We start from the raw sequence: 26,150 nt of genomic DNA, 5'->3' as shown, positions 1-26,150 counted from the left end.
GGGGCAACCCCTCACGAGTTCGAATCTCGTATCCTCCGCCAGTGCCTCACCGGGCACGATGTCGAAGGGCCCCACCGCTCGCGGTGGGGCCCTTCGAGTTCTGCGTCGCACTCGTCGGCTCAGCCACCCATCAGCCGGGCCTGGAGCATCACCTGCCAGGTAACGCCGGGCACACAACGCACTGCGCACGCCCCCCGTACGCGGCCGGGGTAAAAGATCACGCTTGGATCAGTCCTCGTTCGAATCGAGGATGCCAAAGGCGGACGGCACGTCATCGTCCGCCGCCCATCCGGCCGGTAAGGAGGCCTGGAGAGCCGAGGGGACATCGAGAGCCGAGGGGACATCGTCGTCCCCCCACGTCGCCCCTTGCGTCGGGCCTGAGTCGGGTTTCATACGGTCTCCTGCACATGCGTGACTGAACGGGATGTCAAAGCTTCATGTAGAGCGCGAGCGCCGCCCAGACCATCAGGGCGATCGACATCGCTGGAATCAGTGCGGGATGGGTGACGGCGATAAGAGCGGCCAGGGTTGCGCCAAGCGCGGCAATCGCAGCGCGTTCGGCAGGCATACGTTCTCCAACAAGTCGAGAAGCCCCGGACGAGTGCCCGGTTGCGGGACAGAGTGAGGGCTCAGCGGGTTAGCCACGCAACCCCCGCCGACCTGCACTTATGCCGATCGCAGAGCGGCACGGCCCTACCTGTACGCCTGGTGCCAACTGCGCGACGACGAACGCGTGTTCACCATCTCCCGGATTCAGGGGGTCATGCCCGCGCCCGCGCTACTACGCTCGCCCGTCATGGACTGGCTCGAGCGCACCGCGAAGCTGCGGCAGTGGAACAGAAACGGGGCGCGCGCTCCGCACAAGCCCCTGCTCTTTCTGTACGCCCTCGGCCGGTTCCAGCAAGATGTCGACGACGAGCTGCGCTACAGCGCGGTGGAGGACGACCTGAAGCGTCTCCTGACCGAGTACGGTCCGGCCAACAGGACGACGCCCGCCTACCCGTTCCACCATCTGGTCAGCGATGGAGTCTGGGAGGTGCGCACCGATCGCGGGCCGGGCAGCCCCGGCAGCGGAGTGCGAGAGCTGAGGGCGGCGGGAGCCGCGGGACGCCTCGCGCCGGAGCTCCGGGCGGTGCTGCGACGGGAGCCGTCACTGCTCGCACGCCTCGCGCGGGTACTCCTCGACCTGAACTTCCCGCCCTCGCTCCACAGCGAGCTGTGCGAAGCCGTCGGCCTGGAACTGGAACCGGCGGAGACCGAACAGCTCTCGGCCGCACGGAGGCAGCGGGACCGGCGGATGCGAGAGCTGGTCCTGACCGCCTACGAGTACCAGTGCGCCTTCTGCGGCTACGACGGCCGGATCGGCGCGGTGCCCGTCGGCCTGGAGGCCGCGCACGTGCGCTGGTGGGCGTTCGACGGCCCGGACGACGTCGACAACGGGCTGTGCCTGTGCTCTCTGCACCACAAGCTCTTCGACAAGGGCGTCCTGGGCATCGGCGACGGCCACCGCATCTTGGTCTCGCAACACTTCATCGGCCGTAGCTCCGCCGCCCACGAACATGTCCTGGCGCTCTCCGGCCGCACGCTCATCGGACCACAGCCGGGTGCCCACCCCATCGCCGCGGCCCACCGTGCCTGGCACGTCAGCCAGGTCTTCCACGGCGCACCACGCCCCACCACCGCCGCCTGACGGCCGGTCTTGCCGCCACCGGAGGCGCGCCTAGCACTGGTAAGGCACCCGACACCGGGAGTATGGTCTCTTGTATGGCGACAAAGAAGGTGACGGTGACGATCCCCGAGGATCTCCTTGACGAGATCCGCGCGGACGCGGCAGAGCGGGGCCTGTCGGCGTACGTGGCCGAGGCGCTGCGCTTCAAGCGTGACCGGGACCGGCTCGGCGAACTGGTCGACTGGCTGCAGGAGGAACACGGCCCGGTGACCGAGGACGAGCGCGCGGCAGCGTTCACCGAGCTCGAAGAGCTCGACGCCGAGCACGAGCGCCGGCGCACGGCCGGAAAGCCCAGGGCCGGAGAGGCCGCGTGAAGAAGCGGGCCGGTCAGCACGGGCAGCGGCCGCTGCGCGTCTTCGTACTCGACTGCGAAGCCCTGTCCCTGGCCGTGCGCGGCGACCGGAGAATGATCGCCTGGCTCGACCTCGCGGCCCGGGGCGAGGCCGAGGTGGTGACGTCTCCGATGACACTGGTCGAGGCGTACGACGGCAGAACCACCGAGCAGCGCTGGGACTGGGTGCTCTCCCGGCTCAAGGTCACCGACGTCGGGAAGGACGAGGCCCGTCAGGCCCGCCGGCTCCTGGCCGACGCCAAGCTGCACGGCCACAAGTACGCCATCGACGCGGTACTCGCCGTCATCGCGCGACAGCAGAAGGGGCAGGTCACCGTCTTCACCTCGGATGTGGATGATCTGGAGAAGCTGGTCCCCGAGTCCATCGTCGTCAAGAGGGTGTGACCCAGCGCCCCCGGTCTCAGTTCTGGTCTCATTCACGTACGTCCGGGGCCGTCCACAGACCCCATCCGCCCCGACTGCACCGCAGGTCAGAACGCCCCCGCACACCCCAGAACCCCCAGACGAAGACTTGGAAAGCGTGTTGGGGGCAACCCCTCACGAGTTCGAATCTCGTATCCTCCGCCAGTGCCTCACCGGGCACGATGTCGAAGGGCCCCACCGCTCGCGGTGGGGCCCTTCTTCGGTTCCGTCGGCCTCCACCATGACCCGGCTGTCATCAGCAGCGCCACACCCGTCCAGTACCTTCAAAACCGCGGCGGGTGGGCCGTCGATCCGGACGAGCCATCGACGCCTCCCTGCTGGCTCTCGCCACCGGTCTGCACCACCAGGATCCACTCTTCGTTGCCGTTGGCAGCCGCATCATCACCGCCGAACACGCCATCGGGCTTCTCGACGAGGCCCGGAGCTGTCCTCAACGAACCCGGTACGTGGTGGACATCTGCCTCAACGGCCTCCACTTCGCCTCCCCCTTCGACGGCCAAGGCCGGCAGTTGCGAAGCCGCGTCGAAGAAGCCGTGCGCGACTGCCCCAGGACCACATCTTCGAGTACCACCTGGCCTCAGGTCAGCACATGTGCCAGGACCACAACGCGGCACCCGACAGCATCAAGAGCGCTCTGCGTCACCTGCCCGCGCTCGGCAACCGGGGCAGCCACAAGCTCCTGCACGAGCAGTGCCTCAGCAAGCGCGACGTCAGCGTCGAAGGCCAGCTACGCGCCAGCCTCGACAGGGAGTACCAGCGCCGGCTGGAAGAGCGGGAAGCCGAACACCAGGAACTGTGGCAGCACCGGGAAACCGAACTACGCCGCGCCGAGCAGAACACCATACAAGGCACACGTTGAACCCCAGGAGACCAGCCGCGCCAGGGCAGTACGAGCCGTGGGACTTGTCGCCATGTTCACCGCAGCGCATGCGGTAGCCAGACTTGCGCCAGCAGCGGTTGACGCAGCCATACGCAAACTGTCGAATGCCGCTACTCATGCCCCGCATATTGTCGCGCCGCCAAACATATTTCACTCGATGGGGCTGGATCCCAGCAGAAATCCCCAAACTGCAGCTGACGCGCCCCATGATTTTCCATAGGCCCAATCTGGCGGCGCGAGAGGAAAACCAACATGCGCGATGTCTTCAGCCTCATCAATGAACGAATTCTGCGCAACTGCGGCGGGGAGCCCATCTGTGCGCATGTCGGCGATGTTCAAGTGTGTGCAATCAAGAGCCATCCCACATACCAGGTGTTGCGCGAGAAAGTTCGACTTGGTCGATCGAAATCCGTAGCTAGCTTGCGCCTCTGGGAGTCGGTTGGAACTTTGGCGAGAGAAAGCAGCCAACAGGATCGGGAGAAATGGCTGATGATCCTACTAGATCTACTGACTCCATACTTTGGGAGGTGGTCGAAAGAGTTGGCACGACAGTGGCGTTATGAGGTCTCTGACATTAGGTCTGCGATGATGGAAGGCGCCCTGGAGGCATGGTTTTCCATGGCAGGTGGCACGCCTTCCAAGAAACTCCTGGATACCATGATGACTCGTGCGTTCACCAGCGCTCGCGACCTGGTGGAGACCGGAAGCTCGGAAACGTGTGCGGCAAGTGCGGAGTATTTGATTGCCGACGCTGCGCATGAGGAATATTCCACACTGCGCGCATCGTCAATCATTGACGCCAGAGCGGTGCAGGATCCGGATGTCGATGAGAGAATTCGCGGCGAGCGCACGGGAGCCCTACTTCAACGAATGGGAGCCATGGACCACGTCAAGATCCTTCATGAAAAACTCCGCAGTGGTTGCCGTGATGAGGCAGATGCTCCCGCCATCACTCCCGCGCAGGTGGGGCGATCCTGGGTGGACGGGAAGAATCTTTACTATCGAATTTCCGATCTCCTGCCGCAGTATATCGGTTTCAGCGAAGCGGCCAATATTGTTGGCCTTTCAGAATCGCAAGCAACAAAGATGGCCAGGAAGGGATCCCTCCCCTTTAGGGTACTCTGGATTGGCAATAGCCGGGTCGTGTCGGTCAAGTCACTTATGCACATCTTGGACATCCAGGACTCCATCGTGCATCCCGATGATGTGGAGAATGGAGCTTCTCATGTCGGCGGAGAATAGAAATCGACGAATGCTTTCGTTGCCGAGGTGGACCAGTCCTCTGCTGCTACTTCGTCAGGCTCGACGGACGAGCCAGGGCAGTGTCTGACACGGGCGATGGCAACTCGGCTCGGCAAGGCAGATCTTCTGCTGCCGGTCTCGTCGCGTCGGCACGGCCCGGGGCGGGCAGGAGGGGATCTCCGGGATCTGTCTTCGTGCGGCTTCCGCAGATCATGGAACTGCACCATCCTTGAACCCAGCTCCAAAGCGACTTCGGTCTGCCCGCTCGTGACAGATTCCATGTCTGTCGTGGTGCCCCTCATGAAGTCCCGCTCAACGCTTGCGACTTGGCTGAGCTGGCGGACCGTCTCCAACACCGGCGCCCGTGGCACTCGTCCTGCCACAACTCCCCGCTGCCATGCCTGCAGGCTGCGGGGGCGCTGGCGGCCTGGGGACGCGGCCTGGATGTCGGCCGCACCCCAACCGACATCACAACCGACCTGGCAGCCTCCGCCACGGCGGCCCTGCCGTAGCCGCTGACCTATCTCGACACCGCACGAGGCCAGGGACGGGTGCGTATCGCCCCCGCAGCCTGTGTCATCCACAGCGCCGAACCGGCACTCCTGGCCGACCGGCTACTCACGGCCCCGCCGGCCGCACCGGAATCCGAGCCGTTCGGCAGCGGCGTGCTTTTCACGACGGACACCGAGGAGATCGTCGCCAGGTATGCAAAGCATGCGTCGCACGGCGACGCCCAGGCACCTCTCGAGATATACTTGACCCCATATTTGATATCAGGGAGGCTCGAATGAGTCGGACGGTAATCGACCTAGACGACGACCTGGTCGCGGACGTGGCGAAAGCCCTCGGGACGAACACTAAGAAGGAGACCGTCAACACCGCTCTTCGCGAGGTGTTGGAGAGCCGGCGTCGCGCCCTGGCTCTCGCCCGGCTGCGGGCCGCCGCGGGCGACGGCGCATTTGATCTGGAGCTGTTCGAGAACAAGGAGAACTACCGCCGGTGAACGCGGCCCAGTTCCTGATCGACACCAGCGCGCTCGCGCGGTTCATGCGCGGGGACGCGGAGCAGTACGGCTGGGACCAGGCCGCCGCGGCTGGACTCATCGCGACCTGCCCCATCACCGAGCTTGAGTTCTTCTACAGCGCGCGATCAGCCGCCGACCGGACGCGCGGCATCGAGGACATGCGGCTAATCTTCGGCTGGGTTCCCGTCGACGACCGCGCCTACGACCGCGCCTGGCAGGTCCAGGAAGCCCTCACCAAGCAGGGGAAACACCGAAGCGCCGGAGCGGTCGACCTGGTCGTCGCCGCGACCGCTGAGCTGCGGGGGCTCACCCTGCTCCATCGCGATCACGACTTCGAGTGCATCGCCGCAGTGACCGGGCAAGCCCTCCAGTGGTACGGCCCGGAACTCGGCAAGTAGGTCTGTAGTGGTTGCAGTTCTGGTTGTCGTTCATCGCCGTACAACATTGTTCAGAAGCCCCACCCGAGTTGACTCCACCGCAGGTCAGAACACCCCCGCACACCCCAGAACCCCCAGAACCCCCAGAACCCCCAGACGAAGACTTGGAAAGCGTGTTGGGGGCAACCCCTCACGAGTTCGAATCTCGTATCCTCCGCCAGTGCCTCACCGGGCACGATGTCGAAGGGCCCCACCGTTCGCGGTGGGGCCCTTCGGCGTTGTCCGACTCATCGGGTCGGTCGTCGGGGCGGTCGTCGGGGCGGTCACCGGGTGTCAGGGCTCAGTTCGGTCCCGTCCAGTCGAAGGTGATGTGCTTGCTGGACTGGCCCTCGCGGCTCCACTTGAAGCCGAAGGCGTCGGCACGGTCGGCCACCGAGCGGCCCCAGGTCGCGACCTGGCCGGGGCCCGTCTCCGATCCGGGGAGGTTCATCGTCTGGACGCGACCGCCCTCGGGTGTGGTCGGCCCGGTGAGCGCGACCGCGCTGGCCTCGACCCGGCCGGGGATCGCGGCCCGCCACTTGCCGAGGTCGTCGTCGATCTCGAACTCGATGGGGACGACATCCATGCCGCGCATCTCGGCCCCGAACATGTTGATCATTTCCTCGGGCCAGCTGCCGGCCGCACCGCTGAAGATCATCTGGAGCGCTTCGCGCTGCCGGTCGTCGGCGCTCTCATCGAGGAAGACCGCCCCGTACGCATCGCTGTGCTCGGCCCATACGTTGCCGACGAACGAGCCCAGCATCATTACGTTGAGCCCGTCCAGGGTGACGTCCCCGTAGTGGCCCTCACGGATGTGCCAGGCCAGGACGCCGTCGCAGTGCCCGTCCGTCGGCGGCTGTGCGAACGAGCACGGGCAGGGGATATTGCACCTGCACGTGTCGAACCAGTTGCCGGACACGTGCCACTCCGGAATGTTCTGCGTCGTCTCGGACATCTCGCCGCCTCCTTGCACACGAACTGCCGCGCAGCACCGCGCCAAGCGGTGGGGGAAGTTCGGCAAGAGCTCGTGGGATCGGCAAGAGCTTGTTGTTGATGCCCGGCTTACTGCCCGGTTCCATGCCCGGATTGATGCCCGAATGACCTCGCGCTGGTGCCGAGCTTCGCCTCGACAGCCCGGCAAACGGCATAACGGAATATTTGCCCCCATTCTCTCACCGACGGTGGTCGCGAACCAGGGGTGCACCAACGGCGGGGGCACGAACCGGGGATGGCGGACCGCCCCCTCACCGACGCGCGGCGCGCCGTCGTCCGTGATGGGCTGGAACCATGCTCTTCCACCGGGAACGGCTGACCCCGCCCTTGCGGACCGGCAATCTGCTCCCGGCTCGGCAGCTGGCCGCCGCCTGGTCCCTCATGGCGCTGATCGCCCTGCTCGCCTGGGTGCTTGTGGTCGCGCAGGCGGGCGGCATGGGGCTGGGTATGGGTCCGGGGACGATGGGCATGAGCATGCCACTGTTCCTGCTGCTCTGGGTGATCATGATGATCGCCATGATGTTCCCGTCCGTGGCGCCGGTGGCCGTCACCTGGGCCCGGGCCATCGGCCGACAGACATCGGGGGCCGCGCGGACGCTCCGGACCGCCCAGTTCGTGGCCGGGTACCTGCTCGCCTGGGCGGCGTTCGGCCTGGTCGTCTACGGGATGCTGGTCCTGGTCGACGCTCTGGTGTCCGATCACCCGCAGGCCGGACGGTGGATCGGTGCCGCCGCCTTCCTCGCCGCCGCCCTCCAGCAGTTCAGCCCGCTCAAGGACATCTGCCTGCGCCACTGCCGCAGCCCCATGGCCCAACTGGTGCGCTACGCCGGTTTCCGTACGAGGGCCCGGGACCTGCGGGTGGGCATCCACCACGGCCTCTACTGCGTCGGCTGCTGCTGGGGCCTCATGATCCTCCTCATCCCGCTGGGCTCGATGAATATCGCGGCCATGGCGGCGGTCGCGCTGATCATTTTCGTGGAGAAGCTGTGGCGCCTGGGCCCCGTGTTCAGCATGGTGATCGGCTCGGTGTTTCTGGCCCTGGCCGTCCTGAGCGCGCTCGGGCTCCTTCAGGGCTTGCTGCTGCCCGGACTCCAGCACTCCTGAAGCATCCGTTCCTGAAAGAGAGTGCCTAGCCGCGGAGGACGTCGCCCGGTTCCTGGGTGCGGGCCAGGTGGCGGTAGTGGTCGCTGGTGGCGAGGAGTTCGTCGTGGGTGCCTGCGGCTACTACGCGGCCGTCGTCCAGGACGACCACGAGGTCGGCGGCGCGGATCGTCGAGTGGCGGTGGGCGATGACCAGGAGGGCGCACTCCTGGGTGATCTGGCGGATGGAGCGGCGCAGGGCGGCCTCGTTGGCCGCGTCCAGGTGGGCCGTCGGCTCGTCGAGGAGCAGGAGGGCGGGGCGGGTGAGCAGCGCGCGGGCGAGGGCGATGCGTTGGCGCTCGCCGCCGGACAGCGACATGCCGCGCTCTCCGGCCGCCGTGTCCAGGCCGAGCGGGAACCGGTCGACCAGGTCCGTCAGTTGGGCCAGTTCGACGGCCCGGTCCAGTTCGGCGGAGTTCGCATCCGGTGCGGCGTACAACAGGTTCTCGCGCAGCGTGCCGAACAACACCGGAGCGTGCTGTTCCACCAGGCCGATACGGGCGCGGTGCTCGGTTCTGTCCAGGGTGCGGATGTCCTGGCCCTCGAAGAGGATGCGGCCCGCGTCGGGTTCGTAGAAGCGTTCCGCCAGGGCGAAGACGGTGGATTTTCCCGCCCCGGAGCTGCCGATGAGGGCGACGTGGCCGCGCTGCGGGACCGTGAAGGAGATGCCGCACAGGACCGGTTGGCCCGGCTCGTAGCCGAAGCGGACGTTCTGGAATTCCAGAACGGGAGTGGTCCCGGACGCCGCAGCCGGTTCGGGTTCCAGTTCGGGCTTGGGTGCGGCCTGCCGGTCCGCCCCGGCCTCGCTGGACAGGTCCAGGACCTCGCTGATGCGTCGTAGTGCGCCCAGGCCCTGGCGCATGGTGCTCAGGGCCTGGAAGACGGCCGCCACGGGGGACATGAGATAGAGCATGTAGAGGAGGAACGCGGCCAGGTCGGCCACCGAGCCGTCGCCCCCGGCGACCCGTATGCCGCCGATCAGGAGCACCAGCAGGAACGAGCCGTTGATGGTGAGCGTGATCGCCGGAGCGACCACCGCGTCAAGCGCGCCGACGCGCACGCTCTGGGTGTACGCGGACCGGGCCTGCTCCCCGATACGCGACGTCTCGCGCTCCTCGGCGCGGCTGGCGCGCACCGTGCGGATGGCGCCGAGCGCGCGCTCCAGTTCGGCGGTCATCGCGCCGGTGGCCTCCTGTGCGTGCAGCGAGGCCCGTTCGATGCCGCGCAGCACCGACGCCACCGCCAGCGAGCCGAGCACGATCACGGCCAGGACCAGCAGGAACAGCACCCAGTCCAGCCACACCATCAGGACGACGACGCCGACGAGGCCGATGCTGCCGGTCAGCGCGTCGGTGAAGCCCTGCGAGACGAGCATGCGCAGCGCGGTGCTGTCGGCGGTCGTCCTGGCGATCAGGTCGCCGGTGCGGTGACGGTCGTACGTACGCATCGGCAGGCGCAAGAGGTGGGCGATGAGGCCCAGGCGCAGACCGAGCACGACGCCCTCTCCGGTGCGGGCGAGTACGTAACGTGCCACGGCCTGAACGGCGGCCTGCGCGAGGAAGAGCGCGACGAGCAGCCAGATGGCACCGGCCATCGCGGCGCCCGCGCCAGCCGCCTCGATGACCCGCTTGACGACCAGGGGTTGGGCCAGCGCGAGCGCGGACCCGGCCAGGGCAAGGGCCGCGGCCAGGGAGATCCGGCGGCCGTGCCCGCGCAGGATGCGCCGGATCTCCTGCGTGCCCGTGCGTCGGCCGCCGGGTGCGGCGGGAGCGGGTGCCGCGGGTGCGGCGGCCCGTCGGATCCTCATGCGGCGCTCCCGGACGCCGCCCGTCGGTTCGCGTCGACCGCCTCCGCCCCCGCCCCCGCCCCCGTCCCCGCTCCCCGTACCTGCTCGGAACCGACGCGCTGCAACACCGTGTATCCCGTCCTGACCCCGGGAATGTCCGCGAGCACCTCCCCGTACAGCTCCGCCCAGGCGTGGAAGGCGAACCGGCCGCCGATCGACGAGCGCTGCCGGGCCACGACGAGTTCGGCGGGCAGCCCGAGCGCGGTGAGGTAGGTGACGAGCGCGTACGAACGGGCCAGGCAGAGCGCGTTCGGGTCGGCGAGGCGCAACGCCGTGAGGCAGGGCAGCACTTCGCGACGGGCGAGCCGGACCGCCTCCGACGGCTCACGCCGGAGCCGGACATCGGCGTGCACCACCGGCCGCTGCGCCCGCAGGTACCGCTGCGCCTCGCCCCAGCCGCGCCGCCGCAGCAGCCGCGCGGCCCGAACGGTGCGAGCAGCGGCGAGCAGCCGCACCCGACGAGGCACCCGACGAGACGAACGACGAGACGAACGAGCCACCCCGCCACCGCGAGCGGCGGGCCCGGCGGCGGGCGATGGCCCGGGATCCCAGAGCAAGAACTCCCACGCCGCGACCGGATCAACGACCGAACCACCGACCCGATCGACAACCGAACCGGCGCCCGAACCAGCACCGGAACCGACGCCTGAACCAGCGCCCGTACCAACGCCCGCACCAGCGCCCGACTCCGTCATGACCCCTCGCCGCCGCCGTAGTCGCCGCCACCTTCACCATCACCGGACACGCCACCACGCTCGGCAAGACGCGTCTCAGCGAGCTGCCCGGCGAGCTCGGCAAGCCCGTCGCGGAGCACGGCCTCGGTGGCGTCGATGCGCTGCGCGAGGTCCCGTACCGCGTCCTCCGTGGTGTCGAAGCGCAGCGCGGCCTGGAGCATCAGGGTGGCGACGGGGTTCAGCTCGTAGTACGCGCCGTCCGCCCCGTCGAGCAGGATGCCCGCGCCGTCGGCGGGGTCGAAGACGGTCTGTTCGGTGAGCCGGAGCAGCGGCATGGCGGTCACCTCCGGTCGTCCGCCGTGTGGGGGCGGAGTCGGGCTTCGAGGTCGCGCAGGAAGAGCTCGACCATGGTGGAGCAGAGCAGGTTCTCGGCATTGCGGCGCAGCGCGCGGGGGTCCGCGAGTACCGCGTCGAGGCGCCTCGGGTCGACGACGCCGAGGGCGCTCAGGCGGGCATCGGGGGCGCCGAGGATCCGGGCGAGCGTGTCGGGGTGGCGCAGGCACCAGGTCTCGTCGGGCGAGCCCAGCCAGGTGCGTCCGTAGTGGCGCCAGACCTCGGGCGGCAGCCGGTGGGCGGCGGCGAGGCGCAGCACCGGCTTGTCGATGGTGCGTCCGGCGTGCGGGATCAGGCGGTACGCGTCGGGGAGCCGGGCCGCGAGGCGGCGCAGGAGCCGTCCGCCGAGGGGCTTGGCGAGATGGATGCCGCGGGGCCGCCAGAGGGCGAGGTTCAGCGTGTGTTCCTGGGGCGCGAAGTCGGCGTCGTACGCCTCGGGCCCGGCGTCCGGCACCGGGATGAGGAAGTCGCTGCCGAGTTCCACCTCGGCGAGCCCTTCCGGGTCGGCGTAGAGGGAGTACGAGGGCCGGGCGCTGCGCAGGATGCGGCTCAGTTCCCAGCGGGTGCCGAGCAGGCCGTGCAGCATGTGCCACTTCTCGTACGGCGCTATGTCGCCCCGGAGGACGTCGTGCAGCCCGTACCGCAGCGGGCCGAAGAGCATGTCCCCCTCCAGGCCGGACAGGACGACCCGGATGCCGTCCGCCGCGATCCGGTCGGCGACGCGTTCCAGGGAGCGCAGCCAGACGTGGTTGAAGGGGTGGGGCAGGTCGCAGCTGGTGGCGAAGTAGTCGTCGTCGGCCGCGGCGCGGGGGACGGTCACCAGGGGGACGTCGAGGTGGCGGCAGACCGCCCGCGCGTACCCGCTCTCGTCGGCGGCCGGGTCGTCGGTGCCCATGTGGTACGCCGTGACGTCACAGCCGCCGTGGTCGGCGAGCGCCGCAAGGACGGTGGCCGAGTCGACGCCGCCGGAGAGCAGGATGCCGACCCGGTCCGGGCCGCCCTCGCCCGGGGCGTAGCGGCGGGTCTCCTCGAGGAGCAGGTCGTAGGCGAGGCGGGCGTACGCGCGCAGCGGGGTGCGGCGCGGCAGCTCGAGGGGGGTGGCGCGCTCGTACGTCTCGGTACGGGTGGTGCGGGGGCCGAGGACGGCGAACTGGCCGGAGCGCAGCTGCCCGAGGTGCGGATAGAGCAGCACGTCCTCGCCGCGGCAGCTCCGCCAGAGGCTCTCGCGGTCGAAGTCCGGGAGGCGGCCGTCCAGGAGGTCCCTGGGGTCCGAGGACCAGGAGACATCCGTTCCGGTCCGCCGGTGGAAGATCTGGTCGGGGCTGGAGAGGCCGCGGAACAGGACGACCCGCTCCGGCGTGACGACACATCCGGAGAGCTCCGCGGGCAGCGTCCTGAGGACCCCGGCGAGGGCCCGGTAACGCGCGTCCGCGACCGCATCGGAAATACGCTGGACAAATTCCAGTGATGGACGAAAGAGAAGAGGCCCGGAAAAAAGCACGCGTGCACCGTTTTCGGGTTGCGGCGGACCCTCGATAACTCCCGGACTCAACCATTGAAAGGAGGAATATTGCACATCCGAGGAAATGCGCGGAGTGCCGGGCGCACTACGCCCCGAGCACCCCACCAGATCGATCACAAGGTGCCGGTCAGATGCAAAAGCCCCCGCCTGACTGCCTGTTGAGGCAGCAGGCAAGGGGCTCGCCCTATCACTTCTCACAGAATGTTGCCGTGGCCGAGAAGGTCAGGAACACCGCGACGAAGCTGTCCGGTCAATTCTTCGATCCGCCCGAGGCGGGTCACCGTCGGAGCTGTGTACCTCAGCATCTACTTCACCTTCTTCCCCTCATGCATAATCTATTCCGATCTGCTCGGAATGTCTTCTCGAGAGGCCGCTTCGAGATCACTGGGAAAGAACCGGTAAAGAATACGACGAGGGCCCCGGCCGGTGAACCGGTCGGGGCCCTCGTCCTACATACAGTCACTACCTACACACATGCAGTCCCCGGTAGTCCGTTCTCGGTTTCGTAAGCCTCGAACGTCTTCGGGAACTTACGAGATCGAGTGGATCTGCCGGGGGCCTAGCCAGAGCCAACGAGTGGGTCTTCACGCGACCGACGGACGTCTCCATCGGGGGTGCGGCTCGCTCTGGTTTTCTGGTGTATTTGAGATTTTCCTCGCTGTTTGTCATACGTCAAGGGGTTCTGTCCACTTTTTTGCGATCGATCATGCCGAACCGCATTCCCCCGTCGTCGACCCTGCCCCGCCGCAGCAGCAGGACGTCCCGCGCATAGTTCTGGTAGAGCCGCCACGGCGCCGTTGGGCCCTGCTTCGGCAGCCGGTCCAGGCCGCGCTGCACGTACCCGGACTTCAGGTCGATGAGCGGCCGCAGGCCGCGGGCCGAGCGCGGGGCCCGGGGCGTGCACACCCGGTGACCGCGCCGGTCCATGTGGCGCAGGAGGCGACAGACGTACCGCGCGACGAGATCCGCCTTGAGGGTCCAGGAAGCGTTCGTGTAGCCGAGCGTGAACGCGAAGTTGGGGACGCCGGACAGCATCATGCCCTTGTACGCGACCGTGTCCCGCGGCTCCACCGGCTTGCCGTCGACGGTCATCTCCAGGCCGCCGAAGGCCAGCAGGTTGAGCCCGGTGGCGGTGACCACGACATCGGCGGCGAGCTCCGCGCCGGAGGCGAGCCGTATGCCGTTCTCCGTGAAGCCCTCGATCGCGTCCGTCACCACGTCGGCCCGGCGGCTGCGGAGCGCGCGGAACAGGTCCCCGTCCGGTACGACACAGAGCCGCTGGTCCCAGGGGTCGTACGACGGACGGAAGTGCGTGTCCACGTCGTAGCCGGACGGCAGCTGACTGCGCACGGCGGCGCGCAGGCCCTTGCGAACGGCCCGGGGCGCGCGCCTGCTGAGCTGGTACGTGGCGATCTGGAGCAGCGCGTTCCGCCAGCGCAGGGTGCTGCCCGCGGCCCGCTCCGGGAGCAACCGGTGCAGCGGCCGGGCGAGCGGTTCGCGCGAGGGCAGGGGCACGACGTAGCTGGGCGAGCGCTGGAGCATCGTCACGTGTTCGGCGGTCTCGGCCAGGGCCGGGACGAGGGTGACGGCGGTGGCGCCGCTGCCGATCACCACGATTCGCCGGCCCGCGTGGTCCAGGTCCTCGGGCCAGTCCTGTGGGTGGACGACACGGCCGCGGAAGTTCTCGATGCCGGGGAAGTCGGGGGCGTAGCCCTCGTCGTAGCGGTAGTAACCGGAGCAACAGAAGAAGAAGCCGCAGTCGATCCGGACCTCTTCAGTAGCGCCGCCTTCGGTCTCCCGCGCCACCGTGACGCGCCAATGCGCACGCTCCGAGGACCAGTCGGCCCGTACCACCCGGTGGCCGTAGCGGATGGCACGGTCCACGCCATAGGCGCGGGCGGTGTCCTGGATGTACGCGCGAATGGAGGTGCCGTCGACGATGGCGCGGTTGTCGGTCCAGGGCCGGAACGAGTAGCTCAGGGTGTACATGTCCGAGTCGGAGCGGATGCCCGGGTACCGGAAGAGGTCCCAGGTGCCGCCTATGGACCGTCGGCTCTCCAGGATGGCGAAGCTCTTGCCGCGGGCCTCGCGCCGCAGGTGGCAGGCGGCCCCGATGCCGGAGAGCCCGGCGCCGACGATCAGTACGTCCACGTACTCGATCTCTTCGCCGTACTCGGCGTACTCGCCGTGCTCGGCGCCCCCGGACTCGGCGCCCCCGGCCGATCCGACGGATTCGTGCGATGCCTCCGGCATGTCATTCCCCAGTCGTACGACGGCAGTTGACGGTGCGGACGGTATCTCCCGGCGACCGTATCGACACTCTGTCAACAGCGTCAACGCCACAAAAATACCCCTCACCCGAGACTGAGTACGGTGTACGCTTTTTGGGACCCCTCACCACTTGAGATCGCCCACCACTTGGGATCCCCACCAACCACCTCGAGCCCCAGGAGCCGCCGTGACCGCACCGCCCGCCGACAGCCACAACCTGATCCAGGTCCGCGGCGCCCGCGCGAACAACCTTCGGAACGTCTCGCTCGACCTGCCCAAGCGCCGCCTCACCGTGTTCACGGGGGTCTCCGGGTCCGGCAAGTCCAGCCTGGTCTTCGGCACCGTCGCCGCCGAGTCGCAGCGTCTGATCAACGAGACGTACAGCGCCTTCCTCCAGTCCTTCATGGCGAGCCCGGCCCGCCCCGAGGTGGACGCGCTGCGCAATCTGAGCGCGGCGATCGTGGTCGACCAGGAGCGGATGGGCGCCAACTCGCGCTCCACGGTGGGCACCGCCACGGACGCCTACAGCATGCTGCGGATCGTCTACAGCCGCCTCGGCACCCCGCACATCGGCACGTCCGGCGCCTTCAGCTTCAATCTGCCGGAGGGCATGTGCCCCGAGTGCGAGGGGCTCGGGCAGGTCTCGGACATCGACCTCGATCAGCTCGTGGACCGGTCGAAGTCGCTCAATGAGGGCGCGCTGTTGATACCCGGGTACGCCGTCGACTCGTGGCCCTGGTCGGTCGTCGTCGCGGCGCCGTTCCTCGACCCGGACAAGAAGCTCGCCGCGTACACCGATGCCGAGTGGGAGGACCTGCTCCGCAAGCCGGTCACCAAGGTCAAGGTGGGGACCAGCAACCTCACGTACGAGGGCCTGATCGGCAAGATGCAGCGCAGCTGGCTGGTCAAGGACCGGGACGCGCTGCAGCCGCACATCCGGAAGTTCGTCGACCGGGCCGTGGTCTTCACCGACTGCCCGGCCTGCGGCGGCACCCGGCTCAGCCGAGCGGCGCGGTCCTCGACCATCGGCGGCAAGAACATCGCCGAGTGCTCCGCGATGCAGATCAACGATCTGGCCGACTTCCTGCGGGGCGTCGACGCCGAGGGCGTGCGGCCGCTCGTCGACACGCTCAAGCATCTGCTCGACTCGCTCGTGGAGATCGGGCTCGGCTATCTGAGCCTGGACCGGCCCGCGGGCACGCTCTCCGGCGGCGAGGCGCAGCGCGTGAAGATGGTGCGGCACCTGGGCTCCAGCCTCACCGACGTGACGTACGTCTTCGACGAGCCGACCATCGGCCTGCACCCGCACGACATCCGGCGCATGAACGACCTGCTGCTTCTCCTGCGGGACAAGGGCAACACGGTGCTCGTCGTGGAGCACAAGCCCGAGGTGATCGAGATCGCCGACCACGTCGTGGACCTGGGTCCGGGGGCCGGTACCGAGGGCGGCCGGATCTGCTACACGGGCGATGTGGCCGGGCTCCGCGACTCGGACACGCTGACCGGCCGCCACCTCGGCCACCGTGCCAAGCTCCGCGACCAAGTGCGCGAGCCGCGCGGGCAGTTGGCGATCCGGGGCGCCGATCTGCACAACCTGCAGGGCGTCGACGTGGACATTCCGGAGGGCGTCCTGACCGTGGTCACGGGCGTCGCCGGGTCCGGCAAGAGCTCGCTGATCCACGGGTATCTGGCGGGGCGGGACGGCGTGGTGGTGGCCGACCAGTCGCCGATCCGCGGCTCGCGGCGCTCCAATCCGGCGACGTACACGGGGCTGCTCAACCCGATCCGTACCGCCTTCGCCAAGGCCAACGGCGTCAAGGCGGCGCTGTTCAGCGCGAATTCGCAGGGCGCCTGCCCGAAGTGCAACGGCATCGGGCTCATTTACACCGACCTCGCGATGATGGCCGGGGTCGCCTCGGTGTGCGAGCAGTGCGAGGGCAAGCGGTTCACGCCCGAGGTCCTGACGTACACGCTGCGCGGCCGGAACATCAGCGAGGTCCTGGGGATGTCGGTCGCCGAGGCGTACGACTTCTTCCCGAGCGGCCAGGCGCACACGATCCTGGCCCGTCTCGTTGATGTCGGCCTGGGCTATCTGCGGCTCGGACAGCCGCTCAACACCCTGTCCGGCGGCGAGCGGCAGCGCATCAAGCTCGCCATCCACATGGCCGAGAAGTCCTCGACGTACGTCCTCGACGAGCCCACCACCGGGCTGCACCTGGCGGATGTGGACAAGCTGCTCGCGCTCCTCGACCGGCTCGTGGACGACGGCAATACGGTCGTCGTCATCGAGCACCACCAGGCCGTGATGGCGCACGCGGACTGGCTGGTCGACCTGGGCCCGGGCGGCGGTCACGACGGCGGGCGCGTGGTGTTCACCGGCACGCCCGCCGACCTCGTGGCCTCCTCGGAGACGCTGACGGCACAGCATCTGCGGGAGTACGTGGGGGCCTGATCCTCGCGAGTACGGCGGGAAGCCCCGCGCTCCCCGCCCGCTCCCGGCAGGTTCAGCCGAGCAGCCTGGCCGTGATCTTCGTGAGCCGCTCGCCCTGGTGGCGGGCGGCCCGGAGGGCGTTCTCGCTGACCGGGCCGTTGGCGCCCGGGTGCACGGTGCCGTAGGGGTTGCCGCCCGCGGCGTACACGGTCTCGTCGGTGTAGCCGGGCGAGACGATCAGCGAGCCCCAGTGGTGGGCGGTGTTGTAGAGCGCGAGCAGCGTCGACTCATTGCCACCGTGTGCGTTGTGCGCACTGGTGAAGCCGGTGAACGTCTTGTCCTGGAAGGCGCCGCGCTGCCAGAGCCCGCCGGTGGTGTCGACGAACTGCTTCAGCTGGCTGGCGACGTTCCCGAACCGGGTCGGCGAGCCGAACGCATACCCGTCCGCCCACTCCAGGTCGTCGAGCGTGGCGACCTCGATGTCCTTGGTGGCCTCGACGTGCTCACGCCAGTCGGGGTTGGCGTCGATGGCGGCGTCCGGCGCGAGCTCGGCCACCCGGCGCAGGCGCACCTCGGCGCCGCCCTTCTGGGCGCCCTCGGCGAGGGCCTGGGCGAGCTGGTGCACGGTGCCGGTCGCCGAGTAGTAGACGACAGCGATCTTGGCGGTCATGACGGGGTCCCTTCGAAAGCACGAGGTCGAGAAGGTCTGGAAGATCTGGAGGGCTGAACCGGATCACTATCCGCTTCCTGTCGTTGACCAGTGAACCGGATCGCTATCCGGTTCGCAAGAGGTTCCGGCGAAGAAGCGGATAACTTTCCGCTTCACCTGCTCCGCGGGTACGCTCGGAACATGAAGGACCAGCCACACCTACCCCCGCACCACGGCCTGCTGCCCCTGGCCGACCAGCCGCCGACCGAGCGCGCCGACGCCGCGCGCAACCGGCGCAAGATCCTGGACGCCGCGGCGACGATCGTCGCCGAGCGCGGACCCGGCGCGGTCACGATGAACGCGGTCGCGCGCGCCAGCGGGATCGGCGTGGGGACGGTCTACCGCCGGTTCAGTGACGTATCCGCGCTGCTCATGGCCCTTCTGGACGACCGCGAGCAGCAGTTGCAGCAGGCTTTTCTGTCCGGGCCACCGCCGCTCGGCCCGAACGCCCCACCGGCCGAGCGCCTGCGTGCCTTTCTGCACGCGCTCGCCGACCACGTGGACGAGCAGCGGGCGATGATGCTCGCGGCCGAACACGCGGGCTCACCGACCGCGCGCTACAGCCGGGGTCCCTACCCCACGCTGCACACCCATGTGTCCATGCTGATCCGCGCGATTCGGCCCGACGCGGATGCCCCCGTCCTCGCCCATCTGCTCCTCGCTCCGCTGACACCGAGCCTGATCCACCACCTGCGCGCCGAGCGGGAGGTACCGGCCGGGCGGATCAAGGACGCCCTGGACGAACTGCTCGGGCACGCGGGCCTGGCTCCACGCAACGGTAGGGAGTGACGGCCGAGGGGCACTCGACTCTCCCCTCAACCCCTAGTCGTGCAGCGCCCCTTCGCCCTCCCCATGCCCCACCGGCTCCAGTTGAAGCGTCGAGTGCGCGACGTCGAAATGGTCGCCGAGGCAGGCCTGGAGCCGGCGCAGAAGGCGGCCCCGGTCCTCCTGAGCGAGCACGGCGGGCTCCACCACCACATGCGCCATGAGCACCGGCATCCCGGAGGTCACGGTCCAGGCGTGCAGGTCGTGCACCGCCACCACGCCCGGCTCATCGAGCAGGTGTTGACGTACCTCCGCGAGGTCCACGTCCTGGGGCGTGGCCTCGAGCAGCACGAGCCCGGCGTCCTTCAGGAGCGAGACGGAGCGCGGCACGATCAGTACCCCGATCACGATCGCGGCGATCGGGTCGGCGGCCTGCCACCCGGTGAAGTAGATGACCAGGGCGCCCACGATCACGGCCATCGAGCCGAGCGCGTCGCCGAGCACCTCCAGATACGCGCCCCGCAGATTGAGGCTCTTCCCCTTCCCCTCGCGCAGCAGCCACAGCCCCACCAGGTTGGCGAACAGGCCGAGCGCCGCGATGACGAAGGCGAGCCCGCCCTGCACCTCGACCGGCTCGTGGAACCGCCGGATCGCCGAGACGAGCACCCAGACGAAAATCCCGAGGAGCAGCAGCGCGTTGAGGACCGCGGAGAAGATCTCCACGCGGTAGAAGCCGAACGTCCGCCGGGGCGTCGGCGCCCGCTGGGCCAGCGTGACCGCGCCCAGCGCGAGCGAGACGCCGATCGCGTCGGTGAGGCTGTGCGCGGCATCCGCGAGCAGCGCGAGGCTGCCGGAGAGCAGCCCGCCGACGACCTGGAGCAGCGTGATGAAGACGCTGATGCCGATGGTCATCAGAAGCCGGGAGCGGTACGCCCCGGTCGGGGTGCCGGACACCACGGACCCCACGCCGTGCTCGTGGCCCATACGCCCCAGTCGACCACCGGGCCCCGCCCGTCACCACCGGACCGGCCGAGCCACGCGCGCCGCCCGCCCCCCACCTGGCTCCACCCCGATCGCAACCCCACTCCTGGAGCCGCATGATCGGGCCATGACCGAGATTCACCTTGCCCAGGACGCCGCCGCGGACGAACTGCTCGGCCGCAGCCACCTCGCCGCCCTCGTCGGCGCACTGCTCGACCAGCAGGTGCCGATGGAGTGGGCGTTCGCGGGGCCGCACACCATCGCGCAGCGCATGGGCGCGGACGACCTCGACGCCCATGACATCGCCGCGTACGACCCGGAGGCGTTCGCCGCGCTGCTCTCCGAGAAGCCCGCGGTGCACCGCTATCCGGGGTCGATGGCCAAGCGGGTGCAGCAGCTCTGCCGGTACCTCGTCGAGGAGTACGACGGTGACGCCGAGGCCATCTGGGCCGATGTCGCCGACGGCAAGGAGCTCCTGGCCCGCCTCAAGGCGCTGCCCGGCTACGGCGAACAGAAGGCCAAGATCTTCCTGGCGCTGCTCGGCAAGCAGTACGGCGTACAGCCCAAGGGCTGGCGCGAGGCCGCTGGTTCGTACGGCGAGAAGGGGGCGTACCGCTCGGCGGCGGACATCACGGGCCCCGAGTCGCTGGCCAAAGTCCGGGCGAACAAGCAGGAGTTGAAAGCCGCGGCCAAGGCGGCAAAGGCGGCGAAACCCCCGCGGAGTTAGGTCCTGTCCTCAAACTCGCGGGCATAGGCGGGAGTTTGAGGACAGGACCTAACTCATTCACACCCCTTCCCCGAGGTCACGGGCGTCGCTAGGTTCCTTCCACCTCGTACGGCACCGGCCTCGGGCCAAGCCGTACGCCCAACACCCTCGGGGAAAGGACCTCTGTGAAGACACACAGAACCCTGGCGGCTCTCGCCGCCGCCGCGCTCGCGACACCACTCCTGCTCGCCTCCGCCGGCACCGCCACCGCCGACCGCGCCCACGGCACCGGCCACGGCAACCCCACCCACGACGCCCGCAAGCTGGCCACCAAGCTGGTCCGGACGTCGACCGCGGCCAAGGCCCACGACCACCTGCAAAAGCTCCAGGAGATAGCCGACGCCAACGGCGGCCACCGGGCGGCCGGTTCGCCGGGTCACGACGCCTCGGCCGCGTACGCCGCGAAGATGTTCAAGAAGGCCGGGTACGACGTCTCGTACGACTCCTTCGAGTTCACCTACACCGAGACGCTCGCCCAGCGTCTCGCCGTCGTCTCGCCCGCGCCCCGCGACGTCGAGATCAAGTCGATGACGTACACCAAGTCGACCCCGGAAGGCGGCATTCGGGCCACCATCGCCGCCGTACCGGCCGACGACACCACCGGCTGCGAAGCCGCCGACTTCTCCTCCGGCGACTTCACCGGCAAGATCGCGCTGATCAAGCGCGGCGGCTGCACCTTCGCGCAGAAGCAGGCCACCGCCGCGGACGCGGGCGCGGTCGGCGCGATCGTCTACAACAACACCGACGGCGCCCTCTCCGGCACCCTCGGCGACCCCGCCGTCGCCCGCATCCCGACCGGCGGCATCACCAAGGCCGAGGGCGAGAAGCTGGCCGCCGAGGCCGAATCCGGCGCGCTCACCGTCGACTTCGAGATCCGCGAGCTCCAAGAGGTCCGCAAGACGAACAACGTCATCGCCGAGACCCCGGGCGGCGACGCCGACCACACCGTGATGCTCGGCGCCCACCTCGACTCGGTCAGCGCGGGCCCCGGCATCAACGACAACGGATCCGGCTCGGCCGGTCTCCTCGAAGTCGCCCGGACACTTGGCGAGGCGAAGGCCAAGCCCCGCAACAAGGTGCGGTTCGCGCTCTGGTCCGCCGAGGAGAACGGCCTGATCGGCTCCGAGAAGTGGGTCGAGAAGCTCAGCGAGGAGCAGCGGAAGCAGATCGCGCTCTACCTCAACTTCGACATGATCGCCTCACCCAACTACGGCCAGTTCGTGTACGACGGCGACGACTCGGACGGCGAAGGCGCGGGCGCGGGCCCCGAGGGCTCGGCCCAACTCGAGCGCGACATCAACGAGTTCCTCGACCGGGCGGACAAGCCGCACGAGGGCACCGACTTCACGGGACGCTCCGACTACGGCCCGTTCATCGCGGTCGGCATCCCCTCCGGCGGCACCTTCACGGGCGCCGAGGGCGTCAAGACCGACAAGCAGGCGGAGAAGTACGGCGGCGAGGCGGGCATCGCGTACGACCCGTGCTACCACGCGGCCTGCGACACCCTCGAGAACATCGACATGGCGGCGTTCGACACCAACATCGACGTCATCGCCAACGCCGTGGGCACCTACGCCCACGACCTGAGCTCGCTCACGAAGCCGGTGGAGTCCGTGCCCACCGAGGGCGACGAGGGCAGCGGCGGGGGTCTGCATGAGGACCACGAGCGCGTGACGGAGTAGCCACCCAGAGAGCATCCCCGCATGAGGATCGTTGAACAATCCTCATGTGGGGATGCTCTCGTCGCACGGCGGTCACGGCTCCGGCCGCGTCAATATCGCTCCGCGCGGACTCACCCGGTCGGGCCCCGGCACGCTTCGGGCGGTCGGCTCGCTCTCGGTCATGTCAGGCCCCTGTTCCGGCTCGGGCTGCGCCACCTAGCGGGCGATATGCCCCTTTCGGGGGATGATTTCCCAGCTTCGCACTCGGTCGCCATGGCTGCGCCCGGAGGGCCGGGCCCGGTAGGCTTTCCGTGTGATCTTCAAGCGCATCGGAAACGGCCGGCCGTACCCCGACCACGGCCTGGAGAGCACCCGGGAGTGGTCGGACGTGGCACCGCGCCCGGTCCGCCTCGATCAGCTCGTCACCACCAAGCAGCAGCTGGACCTCGAAACGCTGCTCGCCGAGGACTCGACCTTCTACGGCGACCTCTTCGCCCACGTCGTGAAGTGGCAGGGCGACCTCTACCTCGAGGACGGCCTGCACCGCGCCGTGCGCGCCGCGCTCCAGCAGCGCCAGGTGCTGCACGCCCGCGTCCTCGAGCTCGACTGACGCACCCGACTGCCACGGTCGGCCTACGCACCCGACCGGCGTACCCGGCTGACGTGCCCTCAAGCCCGAACCGGCCCCGATGAGCCGAGTCGGGTCACCGACAAAGATCACCCAGTAGGCAGCGCCGCCGAGCCGGATTACGCTGCGCTTATGAGCATGCTCACTCCCCCCGGCAAGGGCGGTCAGTTCCGCATCACGGGGGACAAGTACCCGCGGATGCGCAGAAGTCGCCGCGGCAGGATCGTGCTCGCGGTGATCGGGGCCGCGGCGCTCGCGCTGGCGTCCTGGGGCACGTTCCAGCTCATCGGCGTCTTCTCCGGCGACGGCGAGCGCAGAACCGTTGCTGCGGACCGAACCGACTGCAAGCCGGACAAGTCCCCCGCCCCTGCCGAGCCGCCGAAACCGCTGCCGAAGCCGGACCGGATCACCGTCAACGTCCTCAACGCCACGCCCCGCAGCGGCCTCGCCCAGAGGACCGCCGACGAGCTGAAGAAGCGCGGCTTCACCATCGGCAAGGTGGGCAACGCGACGAAGGAGTACGACAAGAAGGTCAAGGGCGCCGCAGTACTGCTCGGCCCCAAGACCGCCGAGGACACCGCCATGCCGGTGCTCGCCACCCAGCTCAAGGGCGCCGAGCACCGCACGGACGGCCGCAAGGGCCAGGAGATCGACCTGATCATCGGCACCGCCTTCAAGGAGCTCACCAAGAAGGCGGAAGCCGACAAGGCCATCAAGGCCCTGACCAACCCGAAGCCGAACCCGTCCGACCCGGCCTCGGGCAAGAAGAACTGCTGAGCGGCGGCGGGGCTACGGCGGGGCGGCGGGGCGGGCTACTCCGCGGCGCCGTACATCCGGTCCCCGGCGTCGCCGAGGCCCGGCACGATGTACCCGTGCTCGTTGAGCCGCTCGTCGACGGACGCGGTCACCACGGTCACCGGCGTACCCGCCAGATCCCGCTCCATGACCTCGACGCCCTCGGGCGCCGCGAGCAGCACCACGGCCGTCACATCGTCGGCGCCGCGCCGGATCAGCTCCTTGATCGCCGCGACCAGCGTGCCGCCGGTGGCCAGCATCGGGTCCACGACGTACACCTGGCGCCCGGAGAGGTCCTCCGGCATGCGGGTCGCGTACGTCGAGGCGGTGAGCGTCTCCTCGTCGCGGACCATCCCGAGGAAGCCCACCTCGGCGGTCGGAAGCAGCCGCACCATGCCGTCGAGCATGCCGAGCCCGGCCCGCAGGATCGGGACGACCAGCGGCCGCGGGTGGGAGAGCTTGACGCCGGTGGTCGGGCCGACCGGGGTAGTGATGTCGACCTGCTCGGTGCGCACGTCCCGCGTCGCCTCGTACGCGAGCAGGGTGACCAGCTCGTCGGCGAGGCGCCGGAAGGTCGGGGAGTCGGTGCGCTTGTCGCGCAGCGTGGTGAGTTTGTGCGCCACCAGCGGGTGGTCGACAACGTGGATCCGCATGGACACCACAGTAACTGGGCCCCGGACCGCCCCGTGCCCGCTCTCCGAGCGGTGCGGGACAACAATCCAGCAGCGCACCCGCACGGCTCGCCGTAGACACAGCACGCCGAAGACCTCTCGCATCGCGCAGGTTTCTGCCACGATTCCGATGGGACGGAGGCGCTAGCCGCACTCCCGACCAGTTCAACCTCCGCCGGGGGGAACCCCAACCGGCACGCCTCAGACCAGTGGGAGAGTCACGGTGTACTTCGCCGCACTGCTCGCGCGCACCGAAGACGGGTGGGAAGCGAGCGATACAGAGCTCGACGATGTGGAGACCCTGTCGGATCTCACCGACCTGGCCCGGGACGCCGCCCCGGGGGCAGACGACGAAACAGTGCTCGTGTTCATCGAGCAGGAGGACGCCTGGTTCGGCGTCGTCCGAGTGGACGGCGAGGAGGACCCGCGTATCTACGTATCGAACGCGGCGGCCGCCAAGCGCAGCAGCTACGGCGAGATCCTGCTCACGGACGAGCTGCTCGGCCGCGAGCCGGGCTCCTCGGACGACTCGGCCGACCTGGACGAGCTGACCGACCTCGACGGCACCGAGGACGGCGAGCCGGAGCACGACGCCGACGAGACCGACAGTGACGCCGTACCGGTCGGACCGCTCGGGGACAGCGCGATCCTCGACGACCTGGGCCTGTCGGAGAAGGAGCTGCTCACGATGTCCGCGAACGGCGACGCCCTGAACGAGATCGCCGACGCCCTGGGCGCCTCGGAGGTCCTGGAGGCGGTGCGCTAGTGACCGACCCGGCAGGCGCCCCCGCGACACCGCGGGGGCATCGCGGTGACTGATCCGGTGACCGATCCGGTACGCGACCGCTGGGAGGCGCCGATGCGGCTCGCCCTCGCCGAGGCCGAACAGGCCGTACTCGGCGGGGACGTACCGGTCGGCGCCGTCGTCCTCTCCCCGCGCGGCGAGCTTCTCGCCGCCGGGCACAACGAGCGGGAGGCGTCCGGCGACCCCACGGCGCACGCCGAGGTGCTCGCCGTGCGCCGCGCCGCCGCGAAGCTCGGCGAGTGGCGGCTGACCGGCTGCACGCTCGTCGTGACGCTCGAGCCCTGCACGATGTGCGCGGGCGCTCTGGTGCAGTCCCGTTTGGAGCGGGTGGTGTACGGCGCACGGGACGAGAAGGCGGGCGCGGCCGGTTCGCTGTGGGACCTGATCCGCGACCGCCGCCTCAACCACCGCCCCGAGGTTGTCTCCGGGGTGCTCGAAGAGGAGTGCTCCGACCAGCTCCGCCGCTTCTTCCGGGAGCGGTGAAGGACCGCTGAAGGACCGCTGAGGCCCGTGCCTGAGCCTTGATCGATACGGATTTCAGTGCACGGGGCCCTTTGGGCTAAGCTTCGTCTCGGTAGCGTGTCCGAGCGGCCGAAGGAGCTCGCCTCGAAAGCGAGTGTGGCGCAAGTCACCGTGGGTTCAAATCCCACCGCTACCGCTGAAGAAGGGCCCCGGCAGCAGCCGGGGCCCTTCAGCGTTTCCTCAAGGGCGTTTCCTCAAGACATACGCGTACCAGCCCCGTACGCACGCGAAAGCCCCGACGCCGCAAGGGCACCGGGGCTTTCGCACCGTCAGGACGGGGGAAGCGGCATCGGGGGGACAAGCCGCTTCCCCCGGCGAGGACCTGGCCCCTAAGTCCACGTCGCAGTCAGGGGGAAGCGCGCGACGTGAACCCCGCAGTAGAGCCGGGTCCCGGGCCCTGCGGATTCCTGCCAGATCCGCCGGGCTCACCATCCATCCTGCGCCCTCGCAAAGCGCCCGCGGCGCGGCAAAGGACCCGCTTCTCGAGGCCGTTGGTCCTTAAAGCCTGTGT

General features: G+C 69.0%; 28 protein-coding genes and 1 tRNA gene. 17 read left to right on the top strand and 12 right to left on the bottom strand.

Going from position 1 to position 26,150, the window contains the following annotated elements; all coding sequences use genetic code 11:
- Window positions 1-427: 427 nt before the first annotated feature.
- Complete coding sequence (locus tag ACWD10_RS28560; RefSeq protein WP_451095986.1) at window positions 428-568, bottom strand: hypothetical protein; 141 nt, start codon at window positions 566-568, stop codon at window positions 428-430.
- 228 nt (window positions 569-796) lie between these two features.
- Between ACWD10_RS28560 and ACWD10_RS28555 the strand changes: the two genes are divergently transcribed.
- From ACWD10_RS28555 to ACWD10_RS28545, 3 genes are all read left to right on the top strand, one after another.
- Complete coding sequence (locus ACWD10_RS28555) at window positions 797-1,690, top strand: phosphorothioated DNA-binding restriction endonuclease (RefSeq protein WP_451095985.1); 894 nt, start codon at window positions 797-799, stop codon at window positions 1,688-1,690.
- Between the two features lie 74 nt (window positions 1,691-1,764).
- Window positions 1,765-2,043, top strand: a complete 279-nt coding sequence (locus ACWD10_RS28550) for a CopG family transcriptional regulator (RefSeq protein ID WP_451095983.1) — start codon at window positions 1,765-1,767, stop codon at window positions 2,041-2,043.
- Entirely contained in the window at window positions 2,040-2,465 is a 426-nt protein-coding gene (locus ACWD10_RS28545) for a PIN domain-containing protein (RefSeq protein ID WP_451095981.1), read from the top strand. The genes ACWD10_RS28550 and ACWD10_RS28545 overlap by 4 nt, the downstream gene beginning before the upstream one ends.
- A gap of 302 nt (window positions 2,466-2,767) precedes the next feature.
- Here the strand turns inward: ACWD10_RS28545 and ACWD10_RS28540 are convergent, their stop codons facing one another.
- On the bottom strand, window positions 2,768-2,980 hold the full coding sequence (locus tag ACWD10_RS28540; protein ID WP_451095979.1) for a hypothetical protein: 213 nt from the start codon (window positions 2,978-2,980) through the stop codon (window positions 2,768-2,770).
- 113 nt (window positions 2,981-3,093) lie between these two features.
- Between ACWD10_RS28540 and ACWD10_RS28535 the strand changes: the two genes are divergently transcribed.
- The 4 genes from ACWD10_RS28535 (at window position 3,094) to ACWD10_RS28520 (ending at window position 6,048) form a co-directional block, all read left to right on the top strand.
- On the top strand, window positions 3,094-3,363 hold the full coding sequence (locus ACWD10_RS28535) for a hypothetical protein (protein WP_451095977.1): 270 nt from the start codon (window positions 3,094-3,096) through the stop codon (window positions 3,361-3,363).
- A gap of 273 nt (window positions 3,364-3,636) precedes the next feature.
- Window positions 3,637-4,626 carry a hypothetical protein gene (locus ACWD10_RS28530; RefSeq protein WP_451095975.1) on the top strand — a complete coding sequence of 330 codons (990 nt, stop codon included), beginning with the start codon at window positions 3,637-3,639 and terminating at the stop codon, window positions 4,624-4,626.
- Window positions 4,627-5,413: 787 nt separating this feature from the next.
- Window positions 5,414-5,629: a type II toxin-antitoxin system VapB family antitoxin gene (locus ACWD10_RS28525; protein ID WP_318325532.1), complete on the top strand. Its 216-nt coding sequence runs from the start codon at window positions 5,414-5,416 to the stop codon at window positions 5,627-5,629.
- Complete coding sequence (locus tag ACWD10_RS28520; RefSeq protein ID WP_451095972.1) at window positions 5,626-6,048, top strand: PIN domain-containing protein; 423 nt, start codon at window positions 5,626-5,628, stop codon at window positions 6,046-6,048. Before ACWD10_RS28525 ends, ACWD10_RS28520 begins: the two co-directional genes overlap by 4 nt.
- A 319-nt stretch (window positions 6,049-6,367) precedes the next feature.
- On the opposite strand, the gene ACWD10_RS28515 is transcribed toward ACWD10_RS28520, so the two are convergent.
- Window positions 6,368-7,021, bottom strand: a complete 654-nt coding sequence (locus ACWD10_RS28515; RefSeq protein WP_451095970.1) for a DUF1326 domain-containing protein — start codon at window positions 7,019-7,021, stop codon at window positions 6,368-6,370.
- 332 nt (window positions 7,022-7,353) lie between these two features.
- On the opposite strand from ACWD10_RS28515, the gene ACWD10_RS28510 reads away from it, so the two are divergent.
- The gene (locus ACWD10_RS28510) at window positions 7,354-8,163 is read left to right on the top strand and encodes a DUF2182 domain-containing protein (RefSeq protein WP_451095968.1); all 810 of its coding nucleotides are present in this window, start codon (window positions 7,354-7,356) and stop codon (window positions 8,161-8,163) included.
- 25 nt (window positions 8,164-8,188) lie between these two features.
- On the opposite strand, the gene ACWD10_RS28505 is transcribed toward ACWD10_RS28510, so the two are convergent.
- The 6 genes from ACWD10_RS28505 to ACWD10_RS28480 form a co-directional block, all read right to left on the bottom strand.
- The gene (locus ACWD10_RS28505; protein ID WP_451095966.1) at window positions 8,189-10,006 is read right to left on the bottom strand and encodes an ABC transporter ATP-binding protein; all 1,818 of its coding nucleotides are present in this window, start codon (window positions 10,004-10,006) and stop codon (window positions 8,189-8,191) included.
- Complete coding sequence (locus tag ACWD10_RS28500) at window positions 10,003-10,512, bottom strand: lasso peptide biosynthesis B2 protein (protein ID WP_451095964.1); 510 nt, start codon at window positions 10,510-10,512, stop codon at window positions 10,003-10,005. The genes ACWD10_RS28505 and ACWD10_RS28500 overlap by 4 nt, the downstream gene beginning before the upstream one ends.
- Window positions 10,513-10,736: 224 nt before the next feature.
- Window positions 10,737-11,054: a PqqD family protein gene (locus ACWD10_RS28495; protein WP_451095962.1), complete on the bottom strand. Its 318-nt coding sequence runs from the start codon at window positions 11,052-11,054 to the stop codon at window positions 10,737-10,739.
- A 5-nt stretch (window positions 11,055-11,059) separates the two neighbouring features.
- The gene (locus ACWD10_RS28490) at window positions 11,060-12,613 is read right to left on the bottom strand and encodes an asparagine synthase-related protein (RefSeq protein ID WP_451095960.1); all 1,554 of its coding nucleotides are present in this window, start codon (window positions 12,611-12,613) and stop codon (window positions 11,060-11,062) included.
- Between the two features lie 215 nt (window positions 12,614-12,828).
- Window positions 12,829-12,939, bottom strand: coding sequence for a lasso RiPP family leader peptide-containing protein (locus ACWD10_RS28485; protein ID WP_451095958.1), 111 nt, complete (start codon window positions 12,937-12,939; stop codon window positions 12,829-12,831).
- A 367-nt stretch (window positions 12,940-13,306) separates the two neighbouring features.
- Complete coding sequence (locus ACWD10_RS28480; RefSeq protein ID WP_451095956.1) at window positions 13,307-14,887, bottom strand: flavin-containing monooxygenase; 1,581 nt, start codon at window positions 14,885-14,887, stop codon at window positions 13,307-13,309.
- Between the two features lie 205 nt (window positions 14,888-15,092).
- Between ACWD10_RS28480 and ACWD10_RS28475 the strand changes: the two genes are divergently transcribed.
- Complete coding sequence (locus ACWD10_RS28475; RefSeq protein ID WP_451095954.1) at window positions 15,093-17,357, top strand: ATP-binding cassette domain-containing protein; 2,265 nt, start codon at window positions 15,093-15,095, stop codon at window positions 17,355-17,357.
- A gap of 52 nt (window positions 17,358-17,409) precedes the next feature.
- Here the strand turns inward: ACWD10_RS28475 and wrbA are convergent, their stop codons facing one another.
- On the bottom strand, window positions 17,410-18,006 hold the full coding sequence (gene wrbA / locus ACWD10_RS28470) for an NAD(P)H:quinone oxidoreductase (RefSeq protein ID WP_451095952.1): 597 nt from the start codon (window positions 18,004-18,006) through the stop codon (window positions 17,410-17,412).
- A 180-nt stretch (window positions 18,007-18,186) separates the two neighbouring features.
- On the opposite strand from wrbA, the gene ACWD10_RS28465 reads away from it, so the two are divergent.
- Window positions 18,187-18,834, top strand: a complete 648-nt coding sequence (locus ACWD10_RS28465; protein ID WP_451095950.1) for a TetR/AcrR family transcriptional regulator — start codon at window positions 18,187-18,189, stop codon at window positions 18,832-18,834.
- A gap of 33 nt (window positions 18,835-18,867) precedes the next feature.
- Here ACWD10_RS28465 and ACWD10_RS28460 read toward each other — a convergent pair whose 3' ends face one another.
- Window positions 18,868-19,794, bottom strand: a complete 927-nt coding sequence (locus ACWD10_RS28460; RefSeq protein WP_451095948.1) for a cation diffusion facilitator family transporter — start codon at window positions 19,792-19,794, stop codon at window positions 18,868-18,870.
- Window positions 19,795-19,918: 124 nt separating this feature from the next.
- On the opposite strand from ACWD10_RS28460, the gene ACWD10_RS28455 reads away from it, so the two are divergent.
- The 4 genes from ACWD10_RS28455 to ACWD10_RS28440 all read left to right on the top strand — a co-directional run bounded on the left by ACWD10_RS28455 (window position 19,919) and on the right by ACWD10_RS28440 (window position 23,623).
- Window positions 19,919-20,518 (top strand): HhH-GPD-type base excision DNA repair protein, encoded by a 600-nt coding sequence (locus ACWD10_RS28455; protein WP_451095946.1) that lies wholly within the window; start codon window positions 19,919-19,921, stop codon window positions 20,516-20,518.
- A gap of 182 nt (window positions 20,519-20,700) precedes the next feature.
- Window positions 20,701-22,239, top strand: coding sequence for a M28 family metallopeptidase (locus ACWD10_RS28450; protein ID WP_451095995.1), 1,539 nt, complete (start codon window positions 20,701-20,703; stop codon window positions 22,237-22,239).
- 292 nt (window positions 22,240-22,531) lie between these two features.
- The gene (locus ACWD10_RS28445) at window positions 22,532-22,828 is read left to right on the top strand and encodes a type II toxin-antitoxin system VapB family antitoxin (protein ID WP_451095944.1); all 297 of its coding nucleotides are present in this window, start codon (window positions 22,532-22,534) and stop codon (window positions 22,826-22,828) included.
- Between the two features lie 150 nt (window positions 22,829-22,978).
- A complete protein-coding gene (locus ACWD10_RS28440) occupies window positions 22,979-23,623 on the top strand; it encodes a LytR C-terminal domain-containing protein (RefSeq protein ID WP_451095942.1) in 645 nt (214 codons plus the stop codon).
- 35 nt (window positions 23,624-23,658) lie between these two features.
- Here the strand turns inward: ACWD10_RS28440 and upp are convergent, their stop codons facing one another.
- Window positions 23,659-24,294, bottom strand: a complete 636-nt coding sequence (gene upp / locus ACWD10_RS28435; RefSeq protein WP_451095940.1) for a uracil phosphoribosyltransferase — start codon at window positions 24,292-24,294, stop codon at window positions 23,659-23,661.
- Window positions 24,295-24,535: 241 nt separating this feature from the next.
- Here upp and ACWD10_RS28430 point away from each other — a divergent pair, with 241 nt between their 5' ends.
- The 3 genes from ACWD10_RS28430 to ACWD10_RS28420 all read left to right on the top strand — a co-directional run bounded on the left by ACWD10_RS28430 (window position 24,536) and on the right by ACWD10_RS28420 (window position 25,775).
- The gene (locus ACWD10_RS28430) at window positions 24,536-25,078 is read left to right on the top strand and encodes a tRNA adenosine deaminase-associated protein (protein WP_451095938.1); all 543 of its coding nucleotides are present in this window, start codon (window positions 24,536-24,538) and stop codon (window positions 25,076-25,078) included.
- A 93-nt stretch (window positions 25,079-25,171) separates the two neighbouring features.
- On the top strand, window positions 25,172-25,600 hold the full coding sequence (gene tadA, locus ACWD10_RS28425) for a tRNA adenosine(34) deaminase TadA (protein WP_451095993.1): 429 nt from the start codon (window positions 25,172-25,174) through the stop codon (window positions 25,598-25,600).
- Window positions 25,601-25,690: 90 nt separating this feature from the next.
- Window positions 25,691-25,775 (top strand) — tRNA-Ser (locus tag ACWD10_RS28420).
- Window positions 25,776-26,150: the final 375 nt, after the last annotated feature.

This window comes from Streptomyces sp. NPDC002851 (genome assembly GCF_053591935.1).
Note: the sequence above shows the minus strand (reverse complement) of the source record. Positions and strands in the feature narration are given on the sequence as shown.